We start from the raw sequence: 16,982 nt of genomic DNA, 5'->3' as shown, positions 1-16,982 counted from the left end.
AAGTTTGCTTTTAGCGTTGGCTTTGCAGGAAGTTAAGGACCTCATCAACATGACCAGGGACCTTGACTTTGCGCCATTCTTTAACGCATACGCTGTTAGGATTGATGATGAAGGTGCTCCTCTCAATGCCTCTTACTTGTTTGCCATACATGTTTTTCATTTTAATCACATCAAACAATTTGCATAGCATTTCATCAGAATCACTGATTAACTCAAACGGGAAAGATTGTTTTTGTTTAAATGTTTCATGAGAAGCCAAACTGTCACGTGAAATACCAAAAATGGTTGCCTGAGACGCTGTAAATTCACTGAATTTATCGCGGAAATCTTGCCCTTCAGTGGTGCAACCGGGTGTTGCGTCCTTGGGATAGAAGTAAAGCACTAACCAGCTTCCTTTAAAATCGCCAAGCTTTCCAGCGAGGTTGCTGGTCGCTTTAAATTCAACCGATTCAACGGATTGATCAAGCATATATAACCCCTCTTATCTAAAATCAGCATTCTGACAAGATAGATAATCAAAATCAAGTAATCGTCAACGTGTTGTTTAGGCTGAATTAACGACCACCATCAACGCATAAATGTTGGCCGGTAATAAATGGATTGCTAATTAGGGCATACACAGCTTGGGCAATGAAATCAGGGTGGCCATGCTTTTTAAGATACGTTTTATCAATGATGGATTGCTGCTGTGCTTTAGATAAAGCATTCGCCTCTTCAGGCCAAGCAATGGCGCCAGGAGCAACGGCATTCACGCGGATATCTGGGGCAAATTGCTTGGCTAAAGCGCGGGTTTGCATGGCGAGCGCTGCTTTGCTTTGGCAATAGATCGTGTAGTCTTTCAGCGGTGTTAAGCTATGAATATCGGTTATATTAATAATGGCGCCTTGATTTGCTTTTAACATTGGCTGAAAAGCAAGGCTTAATGCATAAGGCATTTTGGTATTGATGTGAAATTGCGCCTCCCAACTGTCTAAGCCATTAATAGACTCGTCATTTTTAATAAATACAGAGGCATTATTGATTAAGTAGGTGATAGTAAGTCCCAAGGATTTAACGTGTGCCAAAATTGCTTCAGCCGCTTGGGGTTCTGATAAGTCTTGTTCAACTAACCAAGCCGATTGTAATCGGGTTTGGTTTAGTTCGTCGACCAAGGCTTGGCCTTGTTGGCGAGAGTGGTGGCAATGGATAATCACATCAACGCCATTATTGTGAAGGTATTTGGCGGTGTGGGCACCGATTCGTCGGGCGCTGCCGGTAATTAAAGCGATGGGGTTAGACATAGATGGCCTATTGTAACAAGTGGTGACTTCTTACACTTTGCGTTAAAGCGTGAAAGTCGTTCAATTTAATATACAGTTAATTATACCCAAGTTAACTCAAATTGCTCAATATGATTGACAGCAATACCCAGGTCGTTTAAAGTCAATTTATCAGGACTTACGAAAAACCCCCAATCTCTTCGTTATAAACATGTTTCAATTCGGTCATTTAGTTAGTCTAAACTCCCTCATTGAAAAATGTTTATGCCTCGGCCTTTGGGTTTTTCATAAGTCCTGTTTATATTATCCATTATTAAGATGCTCATGACGAAATTAGGACGACCCTTAGCGTTCTATATGTTCATTCTTGGACTGAGCATCCTTGCCTGGTTTATTCATGATACACCCCGCTATGCGATGTGGTTCGGGTTTGCCGTCGCTGGATACAGTGTGATAGCCAATGACAGCATACAAACACTCGGAACATTTCTAACCAGCACCAAAAAAATCTCGGGTTACATGTTATGGATCTTTATCGGTGGGTTATTGATATTAACGTTATCCTATGGTTGGTATCAAGGAAACGGCGATTTGGCCTATGGTCGTCTACAATCAATCCCTCAACCCACGACATTTGATTATTTAGAACTTTTAAGCCCAATTGTCCTTGTTGTGCTAACGCATTGGCGTATGCCTGTTTCAACTACCTTTCTTGTCCTGAGTGTTTTTGGTTCTAACGATACGATCGGTAAGATTATTGTCAAATCCCTGTTTGGCTATGGCATTGCCTGTGTTGTCGGCTTGCTTTTATTTTGGATTTTAAGCAGCGCATTTGCAAAAACGAAAGCGTTAAATGATGCACAAAATCGACGATGGCAAATAGGGCAGTTTTTGAGCACAAGTTATCTTTGGGTGATTTGGTTAATGCATGATAGTGCTAATGTTGTTGTTTATTTGCCTAGGCATTTATCGGCATGGCAAGCGATGATTGTTATCGGATATTTATTTTGCATTCTGGGGCTATTTGTCTATCTCAGAGGTGGGCGAATACAGCAAGTTGTCGCACAAAAGTCATCCGTTAGCGATTATCGATCGGCCACACTTATCGATTTAATCTTTGCTTGTAACCTCTATTTTTTAAAAATATGGAGTCATATCCCAATTAGCACAACTTGGGTTTTTTTAGGCCTGCTCGCTGGGCGTGAAATAGGGCTTCGCTTTGCCAAACAATCCGAAAGAAACTACCTCGAAATTGCTTGGGTAATTAGTCGGGATATTCTGTTGGCGGGTGTCGGTTTGGCTATTTCACTGGTAGTCGCCTATCTGACGTAAAATGAAGTGTTTTGGCAAACGATGATATCGGTTATAATCTAGGATGTGTCCACATTCTCGCTACAACGCATGGAATAAGGACACGCCCTAGAATTTTTGATGTATTATGAGATTTAATGAGTTATGACGCAGATGCTAGATTGGGTGAAAGCCAACCAACCCGTTCGCTTCGTTGACTATATGCAGCAGGCATTATATGCCCCTCAAGGAGGGTATTATACCGCCAGTACCCCAAAGCTTGGCCGACAAGGTGATTTCATTACCGCGCCGGAACTAACCCCCCTATTCGGCCACACGCTGGCCAATCAATGTTTGCAAATTTTAACTAACCTTAAACAAGCAAGCATTCTCGAGTTTGGTGCCGGCACAGGACGTCTGTGTGTGGATGTGTTAACGGCCTTAGAAAGGGATGATGCCCTGCCGGCTAATTATTATATTCTTGAAGTCAGTGGCAGCTTAAAAGCCAAACAGCAACAAACCATCCAACAAGCACTGCCTCATTTAATAGAGCGGGTGCATTGGTTATCGGCCTGGCCTGAAACATTTACGGGTGTCATGTTGGCAAATGAAGTCATTGATGCGATGCCTGTTCATCGGTTCAAATATGATCAAGAATGCTTGTGGGAGAGTTATATCGGCGTTGATGAACAAGGCGATTTACAAGAAACTTGGCAGAAAATGGATAATGGCAAACTTCGTCACTATATTGAGCATGTCATTCTACCTCTCAATTTGCCCCAACCTTATTACTCCGAGGTCAACTGGTTAGCAAAGGGATGGATCAATCAAATCGGTAGTTGTTTAAACCAAGGAGCGCTTATTGCCATCGATTATGGGTTTCCGCGTCATGAATATTATCATCCAGATAGAAAGACCGGTACCTTGATGTGCCATCATCAGCACCACACCCATCCTGATTTTTTACATAAACCAGGTGAACAAGACATAACGGCTCATGTGGATTTCACCTTGATTGCTGAGTCGGCCTATGAGTCAGGGATGCATGTCGCTGGGTTTACAAACCAAGCTGCTTTTTTAATGAATAATGGTTTGTTAAGCTTAAATAATTCGGCAAATGATGAGACGGCTCTCATTCAACAATCCAAAGCAATCAATTACTTGACTCATCCAGCGGAAATGGGTGAGCTATTTAAAGTCATGGCTTTAACAAAAGGAATGGATATTTCTTTAACGGGGTTTACCCTATTTGACAAACGAGCGAGCTTATAAATGACCCAACCCTATTTGACAACAGTCGAATTACAAAAAGAAAGCATGAAATTCTCTGCAGGACATACCACCATTTTTTCTGCGACTGAGCGAGAGCCACTTCATGGTCATCTCTATACCGTGTATCTGGGCATAACAACCTGGGTAAAAGACAATGGCATGACGTTTGATTATCGATATTACAAACACAAAATTCAGAATTTATGCCACTCTCTCAATCAAACGTTTTTAATGCCCACCCAATCTCCTTATTTATCGGTGTCGGAAGATGATGAGTATTATTATTTTACTTTTAACCAGAAAAAAATACCCTTTTTGAAGGAAGACGTCACACTATTGCCGCTAACAAATATCACGGTTGAAGAGTTATCGCGATGGTTTATCGATAAATTAATTGAGGATAAGGACGAACTGATTCGCCACCGGGTGGAAAAAATGAAAGTGAAAGTTTTTTCTGCGCCAGGGCAGTCAGCTTGCCATCGTTGGCGAAAGTCAGATAAGGCGCAAAGATGATTGGTGGCACCCCTATTTGTCAGGTTTGTATCGCCAATACCATGCGTGATTATTACGATTATGCCTATGGTGATAATAAGCCTGAAGTGGGTGCGAGAGTGTTGGTTTCTTTTCGAGGCAAAACAAAAATAGGGATTGTCCTTGGCTTTAGCCTCAGTGAACTAGAACCCGACAAAATTCTAACAATCGATGAAATTTTAGATAAAAAGCCACTATTGGATCATGCCTTTTTCGATTTATTAACGTGGGTTGCTCACTATTATCAATCCCCTTTGTCCGAGGTGATGGCCACGGTATTACCCAAGCAGTTTCGATTGGGGAAATCGATTGAAACGTGTTGGGAAAATGACTACCAATTAGACCCTTCGGCATCCCCAGAAAGTAACCCGCTTGATAACCGGAAGAAAAAGCTTCGACAACTGGTGGACTGGTTAGCCCAAGTGGATCATCCCGTGAATGAAGCCATGATGCGCCAGGCTGGATTTAGCAAAGTGCACTGGGAGACCTTACAAGAAAATGGTTTAATTCGGGCAACAAAATCCCTCGTTCCCCCATTGCACGCATGGCAAGAAAAGCCCTATCCAAAGTTAAACAACGAGCAACAACAAGCCGTTGATAGTATTGTTTCACACTTAAATCGTTACCAATGTTTCTTACTGCAAGGAGTCACCGGTTCGGGTAAAACAGAAGTCTATCAGCAAGTCATTGAGCATGTGATTGCAGCGGGTAAGCAAGTGTTGCTGTTAGTGCCAGAAATTGGCCTTACCCCACAATTATTAGCTCGATTTCAGAGGCGGTTTAAACACCCGATGATGATGATCCATTCCCAGTTGAATGATAATGAGCGGTTTCGAGCTTGGGTTTTAGCGCGAGAAGGGAAAGTTTCCTTGGTCATTGGTACTCGAACGGCATTATTTACACCCTTACCAAATCTCGGGTTGATTGTGTTGGATGAGGAACATGATGCCTCATTTAAACAGCTAGAAGGGGTGCGATATTCTGCGCGAGACAGTGCTATTTATCGAGCAAGTTTAGCCAACGTGCCGGTTATATTAGGATCAGCCACACCCAGTCTAGAAAGTTTGCAAAATGTGGCACTAGGTAAATATCAACGATTGGTCCTTAAGCAGCGTGCTATTAGCACCCATCCAGTTCACTACCAAATAGTCGATTTGCGCCGCCATCAACCGGATCATGGCTTGGCAAAGCCAACATTAGAGGTCATGAAAAAGCACTTAGACGCTGGTAACCAGGTATTGGTATTCCTTAATCGCCGAGGCTTTGCCCCGGTCATTTTATGCCACGTTTGTGGATGGATTGCCGATTGCCCACACTGCGATAGTCATTTGAACTTTCATCGCCAAGATGAACGCTATCATTGTCATCTATGCGGGTATCATCGCAGGCCGATGGTGAATTGCCAAGCATGCCAGAGTACGGAGCTGATTTCAGTGGGTGCCGGAACACAGCGCTTAGAACCCTTTTTAACCCAAACGTTTCCAGACTATCCCGTGTTGAGGGTGGATAGAGATCAAGTCAAGCACAAAGGCGATTGGGCGGAGAAATTATCTCAAATTGCCGATCAATCGGTGAAAATCATTGTTGGTACTCAAATGCTGGCAAAAGGGCATGATTTTCACCATATTACCTGCGTGGTTATCGTCGATGCTGACACGGGCTTATTGCAGTCTGATTTCAGAGCGGTGGAAAGAATGGGGCAGTTATTGATCCAAGTATCTGGAAGAGCTGGAAGAGGGCATAAAGCCGGCGAAGTGATGTTACAAACTCACCAGCCTCAGCACCCCATGCTCAATCTCTTAATTCAATACGGCTATGAACGTTTTGCCGAGGGGCTCCTAGCGAATCGGCAGTTGGCAAAATTGCCGCCTTTTTCTCATCTTGCTCTATTTCAAGCAAAAGCGAGAAAGGCTGGCACAGTCCTCACTTTTTTGCACAAAGTTAAACAGTGGTTATCGAATTCACCCGTCCAATGCTTAGGACCGGCCCCTGCACAAGTGGCCAGGCAGGCCGATGAATATCGTTATCAACTGCTATTTAAAAGTGACAATCGAGCCCATTTGCAACAGACCTTGACCCTGCTTCGAGATTGGCTGACAATCAATAAGTATGGCAGTAATGTGCGTTGGATAATTGATAGAGACCCACAGGATATGTTATGACAATTACCTTTCATGAGAGGACGTTCGATATTGAATGGGGTGATATGGATGCCCTTGGCCATATCAATAATGCCCGGTATTTTGATTATTTCCAAGAGTCACGCATCCAATGGCTCGGAACATTGGGGTTCACATTAGGGGAGAAAAAAGGCCCCGTCGTTATCTCGATGACAGCAACGTATTTCAAAGCGGTCGTATACCCTGCTACTCTCACCATTAGGAGTAAAGCCCATAGCCCTGGCCGATCAAGCTTTTTGATGGATCATGAAATATATCAAAACGATATATTAGTGACGCAAGGACAAAGTAAAATCGTTTGGGTCGATTATAAGAAAAATCAATCAATACCTATCCCCGATAAAATTCTGAAATTGTTTGAGACGTAAGTCCTGCTTTTTATATTCCGCACAACGCCCTTGAGTTGCTATTTGGTAAAATAGTGTCAATTGATAGGGAATAGTCATTGCAAAAGGAGGCATTTTTCGATAAAACTGTAATCAAGCTGTTTAATCCAAGGAGTAACCATATGGTCCGCAAATTACTTGCATCGCTGCTATTAGGTCTCAGTGCTTTATCGAGCCAGTCAATGCCCCTCAACCAATTTGATTCCCTTGTCATGTTTGGTGATAGCCTCACCGATAATGGGAATCTCTACGCTTATATGTGGGGCTATTTGCCAATTTCCCCGCCCTATTATCAAGGTCATTTTTCCAATGGACCGATTTGGGCAGAATATTTATACCAAGATTGGTACGGCGAACAAAATGTGGGTGGTTTCCAGGATTATGCTGTGGGTGGTGCGGGTGCCGTGATTTCCAGAAAAGGAAATTTACCTTTTACATTATCCATTGAAGTGGATGATTACCTTTACTGGCATACCCATGATAAGCCCACGACAAGCTTATTTGCTATCTGGATAGGAGCCAATAACTACCTCAATGGACCCTCGAATGTTGATTCAATCACCACGGGGGTTGTCAATGCCATTGGCGATGCAGTTGAAACCCTTGCGCGCAATGGCGGAAATAAATTCCTGGTCGCCAACTTGCCGGATTTAAATGCCTCCCCATTTGTGCAAAAATATGGTAACCCAAGCTTGCTGAAAGAAATAACCGATGTTCATAATCGAAAATTAGCGGATAAAATTGAGGAGTTAAGAGGAAAATATCCTGATATTAAGCTTATTTTCTTTGATGTAAATGCCGCATTCGAAAAGGCCATGGCTGATCCTGCGGCATATCACTTAACCAACGTAACCGATCCATGTTATTTTGGAACGTACAGTGGATGGTATAATGCTGTGCAAGCTGCCCCAGATTTGATATACTCCGACCTTAAAAAAAGAAGTGCTCAGTTTGATAATAGCCACTGGGAAATGATAAAGGACAACCCGGAGCTCATGACAGCCGCTCAATTTGGGTTTATTTATAACCAGCATCCCATGAGTGCATTAGAAGAGCCTTCGACGTGTTATGGGTATTTGTTTTGGGATCATATTCACCCCACGACGGAAGTCCATCGTGTGATTGCGGATGAGGCGAAAAAACTGATTAAAGAAGCTGGGTTGACGTCGGCAATGCCCGATCCGGGCGAGGCGGTAAAAAATAAACCCTTTAAATACGATGTGCATCGCAATCGAAAGAATACTTCAATGTCGTAAAAAAAACTTAGCCCTCGTAGGTCGGGCCTTGGCCCGACAACTATTTGATTGATAAAAGAGTAATTAACGTGTCAGAAGATTCAGAATGGGTAAGTAAAAGCCAGCGAAAACGCGATGCGGATGCGGTACTTGATTTGGTTAAAAATTTACTCGAATTAAAAGCCAATGAACTTAGCCAGCTTCCTTTATCGGAGGCCGCTTTGCAAGGCCTAGCCGACGTAAAAAAGATACACCAACATGGTGCTCATAAGCGTCATATGAAGTGGTTAGCGAAGCAATTACGTCAAGATGACTTAAGCGACATTGAAGCTGCCTACCAAGCTATCTTGAGTTCCAGACAAGGCGAAACCGCGGATTTTCATTTGGCAGAACAATGGCGTACTCGATTGATTGAAGAGGATAACCAAGCTCTTGCGGAATTTATTAGTCAATATAAACCCGATGACATTCAACAGCTTCGCCAAGCCGTTCGCCAAGCAAAAATGGAATATGCCAGTCAGCAAAATCATGGTGCACAGCGAAGCCTTTTTCGACTCATTAAGGCCATGATGCAATGAATTATAATGTATTTGTTAGCTGCCCAAGAGGGTTGGAATATCTGCTCAAAGATGAAGTGACTTCTTTAGGATTGCATGTCGATACGGTGAGTCCTCAAGGGGTGTATGGCTATGCCCCGATTGGAATTTTATACCAGCTTTGTTTATGGTCTCGCATTGCCAATCGCGTGCAGGTTATCTTATTCTCAGGACAAGCCCATAATCAAAGTGCGCTATTACAATTATGCCAACAGTATCACTGGCAAACTGTTTTTAATGCTGATAAGACATTTGCCGTTGAATTTCATGGCAGCTCCAAGGAGTTTCGTAATACCATGTTTGGCGCCCAAGTGGTCAAAGATGGCATTGTGGATTATTTTGCTAGACAGGGAAAGCGCCCTTCAGTTGATAAGCAAAATCCACAAATCCGATTGCATGCATTTATCAAGCAAGATGAAATAACCATCAGCTTTGATTTAACTGGCTATAGCTTACACCAGCGTGGCTATCGTCAACGGGCCGGCGAGGCGCCTATTAAAGAAAATGTTGCTGCGGCAATGTTAATACGAGCCCAATGGCCAAGTTTGGCCAAACAAGGTTATTCCTTTCACGATCCTTTTTGTGGATCCGGGACGTTGGTGATTGAGGCCGCTAAGATGGCTGCGAATATCGCACCTGGATTATTGCGTGAAGATCAAGCGTTTATCCATTGGAATCAACATAATCCCACTTTGTGGGCTAAGCTACGTCAACAAGCGCTGACACAAGTTCACCGTATCGAAGGGGCTATTACCGGATCGGATACGAATAAAGCTTTAATCAAAACGGCAATGGACAATGCCCAGCGAGCCGGCGTTAAGCCGATGGTTCGCTTTTTAACTCAGACAGTTGATAAGATAGAAAATACCCATAAAGCGGGTTTATTAATCGCCAATCCCCCTTATGGTGAGCGGTTAGGGGATATGAATGCATTGATACCTGTCTATCAGCAACTAGGGCAAACCATGGCCCATCAGTTCCAAGGCTGGCGAGCAGCCATATTGACATCCAGCCCCATGTTGGCCAAAGCAATCGGTCTTCGCTCGGATAAGCAATACACGCTTTATAATGGCCCTATCGAATGCAAGCTTTATCTATTTCAGATAAGCGACAGAAACACGTTAAAATCGGCTCAGCCGGATAAACTATCTGACCGAGCACAGATGTTTTATAACCGATTAAAGAAAAATGCCCAACATCTAAAAAAATGGGCTGGAAGACAAGCCATTGATTGTTATCGCGTGTATGACGCAGACTTGCCAGATTATGCCTTTGCTATCGACTGTTATGGAGACTGCGTGGTGGTTCAAGAATATGCGCCACCTGTGACAGTCCCTATCCACAAGGCAGAGCAGAGAAGCTTAGAGGCCATGCAGGTCATACCTTTAGTGTTAGATGTGCCCCCTGGTCATATTTTTGTTAAGCAACGACGACAACAAAAAGGCAAGCAACAATATGACAAATTGTCCGACAAAGGCAAGGAAGTCATCGTTCATGAAGGCGATATTCAAGTCAAAGTCAATCTAACCGATTATTTGGATACGGGGCTATTTCTCGATCATCGACCCATGCGCAAGCGATTAGCCAAAGTGGCAGCCAATAAGCGGTTGCTCAATTGCTTTTGTTACACAGGCGTAGCTAGTCTTCACGCTGCCAAAGCGGGTGCCCACACAACCAATGTTGATTTATCGAAAACTTATTTAAATTGGGCAAAAGACAATTTTCGTCTCAATCACCTGACGTTTAGTGATCATCAATTCATCCAAGCGGATTGTCTGGATTGGCTGAAAAATACCAAAGAAAAATATGATGTTATTTTTTTAGATCCCCCCACTTTTTCCAATTCAAAACGAATGAAAGACACCTTTGATGTTCAACGGGATCATGAGGCAACAATCATTGCTGCGATGCGGCTTTTAAAAGAAGATGGTGTTTTGTATTTTTCCACTAATCTCAGGAAATTTAGTTTATCCCCACAAATCATAGCCCGCTATGAGGTAAAAAATATCAGCAAGGAAACCATCGATGAGGATTTTAAGCGCAGGGCTAATATTCATCATTGCTATGAGCTAAAACGAGCCAACAAAGAATAACTATTTTTTTCTATTATCTATATGATTTGAGTGGCTATTGAGCATGCCTGGCTCTATCGGAGCCAGAAAAAACAAAAAATATCCACTATAATTTTCTTATAAGGCTTAATATTTCCTTAATTTAACCGAGTTACACTATAAGTGTACATATAGATAAAGTGAGCATGATTCGATGGCAACACGATTCTTTCATCCACCAAGTTTAGGCCAAAAGAGTGAAATCACCCTTGACGCTAGCTTTCGTCAAGATGGTTTTGTTCGCGCATTGGCTTTAACCCTTGTTGATCGTTGTGTTTCACGCAAATTTGAAAATAAAGCGGCAGCCGAATTATTAATTGATAAATTGAATCAGCACTTTCCTGAAAGTGTCCCCAATGCCGCCCATGCCACGGCCATTGAAACCCTTGAACTAATGACCAGCACGCCTCAAAAAGCGTCAAGAACAGCACTCGAAATTACCTGGGTGTTGAGACAATTGATGGTTGATGCCATGAGCCAAAATTTGGTGCAATATCTTCCCGCTTTTTATCAACAAGGCGAAATTATAAAGCCAACAGAATTGAGAAAAGCGGGCACACCGATTGATAAAGCTGGATTATCGGCTTTAGCCAACTTATTGAATATGACCCTAGTGGTCCACCAGACAGAAAAAAATGCATCGCTTCCTGCAAAAGTAACTTATGGGCACGGCTGTGAAACAGTTCATCTCGATGAAAAAGAGGGACGATTTAGTCCGAGGGTAAAAAATAAGGAAGCATTCCGACCTTTACATTCGATTTCTAATGTGAGCCATTCGTTGCCTGTTGATCAATTTCATGATGATACCGTGGTGACGCAAGTACAATCATTATTAAGCCGAATTGAGCAAGCCAATTCAGAAAATAGCAATTGGTTAGCAAATATGCTCGACGATGGCAGTTTAACCTATAATGACTTGCTTCAACTTTATACAAGCGCTGCAGATACCGTGACATGGCAGCAAGCATTTGTTGAATCCACTACCGAATTTAAAACGCTTTTAATCAACGTCGCTGCGATGATGATCAGTTTTGGGATGACCACACGAGAAGACTTATTTGCAGCAGAAGTTGAAACAACCCCTTCATCTCCTTCAATGGTATAATTCCGGTACCATTGATATTTTTTAAGGTCGGGCTTCCACCCCGACCTTTTTTTTGGTGCAAACTTTCAATAATTACTTTATCCCAAACATGGATTTTTAATTGTTGATATATGATGACATCATTAAAAGCCGGGCACAGGCACGAAAAGAATCTAGCCCCCACATTAGCCGCAGGCGTAATCTGACTCTTCTACACAAATATAGAAATTACGGGGAAACGTCAGATTTGAGTTCAGGTCGGAAGAAAAATATGGCGTTCCAATGAGATGTGACCAAGATACAGGGCATAATGGGGGAGGTAACCCATAGGAACGATGGCTATTTTGGATTTGCCACCGATAAACCCGAGACGTTTTGCAAGCCTCGTGGAAGGCGGTTACCTCGTCGACCTCTTTCGCCTTGATAAGCCTCAATATCTTGGCCTTTTATGGTGAAGTGACGTTTGCCTGCATGCACGACTAATTCATCTTCGCTGGTTAAAATGGCCGTGGCAACGACAGCATCTTCGCCTTGTTTGATTTGAAGAGGCGGGATATTAATTAGCTTATTGCCTTTCCCTTTGCTTAATATCGGGAGATCTTTTGCTGGGAAAATTAACAATCGGCCAGTCGCTGTGGCGCAAGCGACAAGGCTTTGCTCAATATCAGCAACCGTATGTGGGGGCAATATGTGAGCGCCTTCGGCAAAACGCAAGCAGGCTTTTCCGTTTTTGTTTTTAACCAATAAATCCTGGGTCGGTGCAATAAAACCATAACCCGCCGATGAGGCTATTAAGAGGTGTTGTGATTCGGACGCAGCGATCATGGATTCAAAGTGTTGACCCTCCGATGGGTTAAGCCATCGAGTCAGCGGCTCTCCTTGGCTGCGTGCAGAGGGGAAAATATGACCCGGCAACGAATAGACTTTGCCTTCGCTATCAAAAAATAATACCGGTTGATTCGTGCGAGCATTACACTGGGTTTTGAAGCTATCACCGGACTTGTAGCTTAACTCAACCCCATTCATATCATAACCTTTGGCTGCACGAATCCAGCCTTTTTGCGATAAAATCACCGTCATGGGTTCATTGGGAACAATGGCCGCTTCGCTCAACGCTTGCGACTCTTGTCTAGCGACGATGGGTGAGCGACGTTTATCTCCAAATTCATCTCGGTCAGCAGCTATTTCTTCACTCACCAAGTTTTTTAATTTACCTTCATCGCCTAAGACGGATTGTAAATAATCCCGTTCTTGGTGCAATTCATCCAGCTCGCCTTTGATTTTAATTTCTTCTAATTTTGCTAAATGACGCAATTTCATTTCTAAAATGGCTTCGGTTTGGCGATCGGTGAGATTAAAACGCTGCATCAATACGGGTTTTGGCTCATCGTTTTCACGGATAATGGCGATGACTTCATCAATGTTGAGATAAGCGGTTAATAAGCCTTCTAAAACGTGAATTCGGTCGAGCACTTTTTCTAAGCGGTAAGTTAAACGTCTACGAACCGTGGTTAGTCGGAAGGTTAGCCATTCGGTTAGTAAGTTAACAAGACCTCGAACACGAGGTTTGCCGTCTAAACCGATTAAATTAAAATTAACCCGATAATTCTTTTCCAGATCGGTGGTGGCAAACAAGTGCGACATTAGTCCATCGCTATCAACGCGATTTGAACGAGGAATAATCACCAAGCGAGTCGGGTTTTCATGATCGGACTCATCGCGTAGATCTTCAACCATCGGCAATTTTTTACTTTGCATTTGTGCTGCAATTTGCTCAATCACTTTGGCACCGGATACTTGATAGGGCAGTTCGGTAATCACAATGTTGGACTGCTCCTTTTTATAAACAGCGCGCATCTTGACGCTGCCTGTTCCCTGCTCATATATTTCAGTAATCGTGTTTCGGGAACTGATGATCTCAGCTCCTGTGGGGAAATCGGGCCCTTGAATATGTTGCATGATGTCAGCCAAACTGGCGTTTGGATGCTTTAATAGGTGAATACAGGCATTGGCCACTTCGGTTAAATTATGCGGCAGCAAATCAGACGACATACCAACGGCAATTCCCGTTGCGCCATTTAATAATGCGTTTGGCAGCCTTGCTGGAAGCAAAGAAGGCTCTTTCAAAGTGCCATCAAAATTATCCACCCAATCAACGGTGCCCATGGGCAATTCTTGCAGCAAGAGATTGGCATAGGCAGATAAGCGGGCTTCGGTGTAGCGCATGGCAGCAAAAGATTTGGGATCATCGGGCGAGCCCCAGTTACCTTGCCCATCAACAAAAGGATAGCGATAGGAGAACGGTTGAGCCATTAATACCATGGCTTCATAGCAAGCCGTATCACCATGAGGATGAAATTTACCGAGAACATCCCCGACAGTACGAGCCGATTTTTTATATTTTGCCGTTGATTTTAAACCTAGCTCGGACATGGCATAGATAATGCGACGTTGGACTGGCTTTAAACCATCGGCAATATGGGGTAACGCACGGTCTAAAATGACATACATGGCGTAGTCAAGATAGGCCTTTTCGGTAAACTCGCTTAAGGGTTGTTTTTCGATACTATTATTCATAAATCCTATTGGTTCAATGTGCTTTTAATACTTCTGTTGATAAAATTTTTGGATTTAATGCCGCATCAAGCGAAATGTGCTTTGTTATCATCATTTCAGCCGCATCGAGATAAAGTTTCATGGTTCCTTCATCAGGGGTGTAGCTACTTTTAACGTCCAATGATCCTAGAAAGGAAAAGCTAACAACGCTTTGTTTAGTTCCAATGGTTGCTTGTGAGCATAAAGAGGCTAATCCAGATCGTAAATTCTTGATTCTTTCTAAGACCATCTTCTCAACCCTTTCGGTGTAATCGGGCAAATCTTCTTTTAAACCATCTATGGTATTTTGACAGCTCAGATAACCTTCTACAAATAATCGTTCTTTTTCGCCAGATAATTTTGGGTGGCCATTACTGGAATCATTAAGCCCATAACGCGCTAGAACTTGCTCGACCAAGTGCTCAATTTTATATTTGCAACAAAAGTATGAAAGTACAGAGGCTGGTAACTCACCTGACACTTTGGACAAATCAGCATTTTCCATTCCCATCCTTGCGATAAATAGGTAAGTTCTAGTAATTATTGAAAACCCATTATCAAGGGCATGTTCAGTAACCCCTTCACTTTTATTGTGAGACTGGCAAGTCGCAATTAGTATGTCTTCATAGTCATATAGAAGCTTTTCTAGGAGCGTTTTCAATTCTAAATCGGTGCCCTCGTGTTTTAAATCATAAAGCTTTCTAATAAGTTCATTTAATTTAACTTTCTTTTCGCCGGACAATTTTGTATTCCGTAAGTAGGCGCCTAACCCGGAATCTTCTGATACGGATCTATCGTGAATGGCTTGAACAAACTTTATCAATCCATTTTTAACCAAATTAAAATATATCGTTTCCATGTCTGCGACTCCCTAACTTCAATTTTGAATATTTCATTAGCCGTTGTATGATAAGCGACAACACTTAATAATCATGAACCATTTTTAACCATTTAGGCCAGGATTACAAGACATGTCACTACAAATTGTTATTCTCGCTGCCGGCAAAGGCACGCGCATGTACTCCCATGATGTCAAAGTTCTACAAAAGCTTGCTGGTAAACCCATGTTGCAATGGGTTATCGAGCGAGCACGATTGTTAAACCCTGATGCTGTCCATGTTATCGTTGGTCACCAAAGCCAAACAATTGTCAGTGCAATCAATGATAATACACTTAATTGGGTAGAACAAGCAGAACAATTAGGAACGGGCCATGCGGTGATGCAAGCGCTACCTTATATTGATGATAAATCGTATGTCCTAGTGCTTTCCGGGGACGTTCCTTTAATTGATGCGGCCATTTTGCAGCAACTGATTCACCGCATGGAACAAGCCAAAAAGGAACCCCTGGTGTTATTAACGGCAAAAGTTGACGATCCAAGCGGATTGGGACGGATTATTCGAGACAAAGAAGGTTACGTTCAGGCGATTGTTGAAGAAAAGGATGCCGGTGTTGCCGAAAAACAAATTAATGAGATATACAGTGGCATTTGTTGTGCGCCGGCGCGATCGTTAAAACAATGGTTGCCAAAGTTGTCGAACAAGAATGCCCAAGGGGAATATTATTTGACTGAAATCATCCAGCTGGCTGTGGCAGAGGGGTGCCCGGTTGAGGCGGTGGTGACGGATAAAATTAGCTCTATTCTAGGCGTCAATAATCGCTTGCAATTGCATCAATTAGAACGCTTATGGCAGAAAGAACATGCGCAATCGTTGCTACTTGCCGGCTTGTCTTTGGCGGATGCCAACCGGTTTGATGTGCGAGGCATATTAACCCATGGCAAAGATGTTTTTATCGATGTCAATGTTGTCATCGAAGGCCAAGTGACGCTAGACGATGGGGTGCATATCGGTCCAAACTGTGTCTTAAAAGATTGTCAAATTGGTAACAATAGCCATATTCATGCCAACAGTGTGATTGAAGGGGCTTTGATCGGTCACGCCAATGAAATCGGACCATTTGCCAGGGTGCGTCCTGGTACAGTCCTTGCCAATCATTGTAAAATTGGTAATTTTGTTGAAACCAAAAAAGCAACCTTTGCTGATGGCAGTAAAGCCAGTCATTTAAGTTATTTGGGTGATGTTATGATTGGTTCAAATGTCAATATCGGAGCGGGGACGATTACGTGTAATTATGATGGTGCGAATAAATATCAAACCATTATTGAAGATGGTGCATTTATAGGATCCGACACACAACTCATCGCCCCTGTCACGGTGGGAAAGAATGCAACCATTGGAGCAGGCAGTACCATTCGCAAAGATGCACCGCCGGATGCGCTAACCTTAAGTGCTTCTGTGCAGCGCACGCTAATGGGCTGGAAGCGGCCCCAGAAAAAAGAAAAAAATTCTTAGTAAAGATTTCATGGCTCTAAACAATAATCACTGAACAAATACGTGCCTTTGAGCGTGCCCGTGCCCGGGTTTAAATGGACACGCTCACG

General features: G+C 43.0%; 14 protein-coding genes. 10 read left to right on the top strand and 4 right to left on the bottom strand.

Annotated elements, in window-relative coordinates:
- Positions 1 to 10 precede the first annotated feature (10 nt).
- Together AB3348_RS12930 and AB3348_RS12925 are read right to left on the bottom strand one after the other, a co-directional pair.
- Entirely contained in the window at positions 11 to 469 is a 459-nt protein-coding gene (locus tag AB3348_RS12930) for a peroxiredoxin (RefSeq protein WP_367608018.1), read from the bottom strand.
- A gap of 85 nt (positions 470 to 554) precedes the next feature.
- Entirely contained in the window at positions 555 to 1,280 is a 726-nt protein-coding gene (locus AB3348_RS12925; RefSeq protein ID WP_367608017.1) for an SDR family oxidoreductase, read from the bottom strand.
- 303 nt (positions 1,281 to 1,583) lie between these two features.
- Between AB3348_RS12925 and AB3348_RS12920 the strand changes: the two genes are divergently transcribed.
- The 9 genes from AB3348_RS12920 to AB3348_RS12880 all read left to right on the top strand — a co-directional run bounded on the left by AB3348_RS12920 (position 1,584) and on the right by AB3348_RS12880 (position 11,965).
- Positions 1,584 to 2,591 (top strand): hypothetical protein, encoded by a 1,008-nt coding sequence (locus AB3348_RS12920; RefSeq protein ID WP_367608016.1) that lies wholly within the window; start codon positions 1,584 to 1,586, stop codon positions 2,589 to 2,591.
- Positions 2,592 to 2,714: 123 nt separating this feature from the next.
- Positions 2,715 to 3,821: a class I SAM-dependent methyltransferase gene (locus tag AB3348_RS12915; protein ID WP_367608015.1), complete on the top strand. Its 1,107-nt coding sequence runs from the start codon at positions 2,715 to 2,717 to the stop codon at positions 3,819 to 3,821.
- Complete coding sequence (locus AB3348_RS12910) at positions 3,822 to 4,334, top strand: 6-pyruvoyl tetrahydropterin synthase family protein (protein ID WP_367608014.1); 513 nt, start codon at positions 3,822 to 3,824, stop codon at positions 4,332 to 4,334.
- Positions 4,331 to 6,514 carry a primosomal protein N' gene (locus tag AB3348_RS12905; RefSeq protein WP_367608013.1) on the top strand — a complete coding sequence of 728 codons (2,184 nt, stop codon included), beginning with the start codon at positions 4,331 to 4,333 and terminating at the stop codon, positions 6,512 to 6,514. Before AB3348_RS12910 ends, AB3348_RS12905 begins: the two co-directional genes overlap by 4 nt.
- Entirely contained in the window at positions 6,511 to 6,900 is a 390-nt protein-coding gene (locus AB3348_RS12900; protein ID WP_367608012.1) for an acyl-CoA thioesterase, read from the top strand. The genes AB3348_RS12905 and AB3348_RS12900 overlap by 4 nt, the downstream gene beginning before the upstream one ends.
- 140 nt (positions 6,901 to 7,040) lie before the next feature.
- The gene (locus tag AB3348_RS12895; RefSeq protein WP_367608011.1) at positions 7,041 to 8,174 is read left to right on the top strand and encodes an SGNH/GDSL hydrolase family protein; all 1,134 of its coding nucleotides are present in this window, start codon (positions 7,041 to 7,043) and stop codon (positions 8,172 to 8,174) included.
- A 68-nt stretch (positions 8,175 to 8,242) separates the two neighbouring features.
- Positions 8,243 to 8,731: a ribosome biogenesis factor YjgA gene (gene yjgA, locus AB3348_RS12890; RefSeq protein ID WP_367608010.1), complete on the top strand. Its 489-nt coding sequence runs from the start codon at positions 8,243 to 8,245 to the stop codon at positions 8,729 to 8,731.
- A complete protein-coding gene (gene rlmKL / locus AB3348_RS12885) occupies positions 8,728 to 10,842 on the top strand; it encodes a bifunctional 23S rRNA (guanine(2069)-N(7))-methyltransferase RlmK/23S rRNA (guanine(2445)-N(2))-methyltransferase RlmL (RefSeq protein WP_367608009.1) in 2,115 nt (704 codons plus the stop codon). Before yjgA ends, rlmKL begins: the two co-directional genes overlap by 4 nt.
- 172 nt (positions 10,843 to 11,014) lie before the next feature.
- Positions 11,015 to 11,965 (top strand): OTU domain-containing protein, encoded by a 951-nt coding sequence (locus tag AB3348_RS12880; RefSeq protein ID WP_367608007.1) that lies wholly within the window; start codon positions 11,015 to 11,017, stop codon positions 11,963 to 11,965.
- A gap of 318 nt (positions 11,966 to 12,283) precedes the next feature.
- On the opposite strand, the gene parC is transcribed toward AB3348_RS12880, so the two are convergent.
- Both parC and AB3348_RS12870 read right to left on the bottom strand, forming a co-directional pair.
- Positions 12,284 to 14,521 (bottom strand): DNA topoisomerase IV subunit A, encoded by a 2,238-nt coding sequence (gene parC / locus AB3348_RS12875; protein WP_367608006.1) that lies wholly within the window; start codon positions 14,519 to 14,521, stop codon positions 12,284 to 12,286.
- 13 nt (positions 14,522 to 14,534) lie between these two features.
- The gene (locus AB3348_RS12870; protein ID WP_367608005.1) at positions 14,535 to 15,398 is read right to left on the bottom strand and encodes a hypothetical protein; all 864 of its coding nucleotides are present in this window, start codon (positions 15,396 to 15,398) and stop codon (positions 14,535 to 14,537) included.
- 112 nt (positions 15,399 to 15,510) lie between these two features.
- On the opposite strand from AB3348_RS12870, the gene glmU reads away from it, so the two are divergent.
- Positions 15,511 to 16,893, top strand: coding sequence for a bifunctional UDP-N-acetylglucosamine diphosphorylase/glucosamine-1-phosphate N-acetyltransferase GlmU (gene glmU, locus AB3348_RS12865; protein ID WP_367608004.1), 1,383 nt, complete (start codon positions 15,511 to 15,513; stop codon positions 16,891 to 16,893).
- Positions 16,894 to 16,982 lie beyond the last annotated feature (89 nt).

It is taken from the genome of Legionella sp. W05-934-2, assembly GCF_964199965.1.
Classification (GTDB): Bacteria; Pseudomonadota; Gammaproteobacteria; order Legionellales; family Legionellaceae; genus JAFIFT01.
Note: the sequence above shows the minus strand (reverse complement) of the source record. Positions and strands in the feature narration are given on the sequence as shown.

What these genes read in the sequence shown, in the direction of transcription:
- AB3348_RS12930 (WP_367608018.1), bottom strand. Translation starts at nt 469, where the DNA reads ATGCTTGATCAATCCGTTGAATCGGTTGAATTTAAAGCGACCAGCAAC.
- AB3348_RS12925 (WP_367608017.1), bottom strand. Translation starts at nt 1,280, where the DNA reads ATGTCTAACCCCATCGCTTTAATTACCGGCAGCGCCCGACGAATCGGT.
- AB3348_RS12920 (WP_367608016.1), top strand. Translation starts at nt 1,584, where the DNA reads ATGACGAAATTAGGACGACCCTTAGCGTTCTATATGTTCATTCTTGGA.
- AB3348_RS12915 (WP_367608015.1), top strand. Translation starts at nt 2,715, where the DNA reads ATGACGCAGATGCTAGATTGGGTGAAAGCCAACCAACCCGTTCGCTTC.
- AB3348_RS12910 (WP_367608014.1), top strand. Translation starts at nt 3,822, where the DNA reads ATGACCCAACCCTATTTGACAACAGTCGAATTACAAAAAGAAAGCATG.
- AB3348_RS12905 (WP_367608013.1), top strand. Translation starts at nt 4,331, where the DNA reads ATGATTGGTGGCACCCCTATTTGTCAGGTTTGTATCGCCAATACCATG.
- AB3348_RS12900 (WP_367608012.1), top strand. Translation starts at nt 6,511, where the DNA reads ATGACAATTACCTTTCATGAGAGGACGTTCGATATTGAATGGGGTGAT.
- AB3348_RS12895 (WP_367608011.1), top strand. Translation starts at nt 7,041, where the DNA reads ATGGTCCGCAAATTACTTGCATCGCTGCTATTAGGTCTCAGTGCTTTA.
- rlmKL (WP_367608009.1), top strand. Translation starts at nt 8,728, where the DNA reads ATGAATTATAATGTATTTGTTAGCTGCCCAAGAGGGTTGGAATATCTG.
- AB3348_RS12880 (WP_367608007.1), top strand. Translation starts at nt 11,015, where the DNA reads ATGGCAACACGATTCTTTCATCCACCAAGTTTAGGCCAAAAGAGTGAA.
- parC (WP_367608006.1), bottom strand. Translation starts at nt 14,521, where the DNA reads ATGAATAATAGTATCGAAAAACAACCCTTAAGCGAGTTTACCGAAAAG.
- AB3348_RS12870 (WP_367608005.1), bottom strand. Translation starts at nt 15,398, where the DNA reads ATGGAAACGATATATTTTAATTTGGTTAAAAATGGATTGATAAAGTTT.
- glmU (WP_367608004.1), top strand. Translation starts at nt 15,511, where the DNA reads ATGTCACTACAAATTGTTATTCTCGCTGCCGGCAAAGGCACGCGCATG.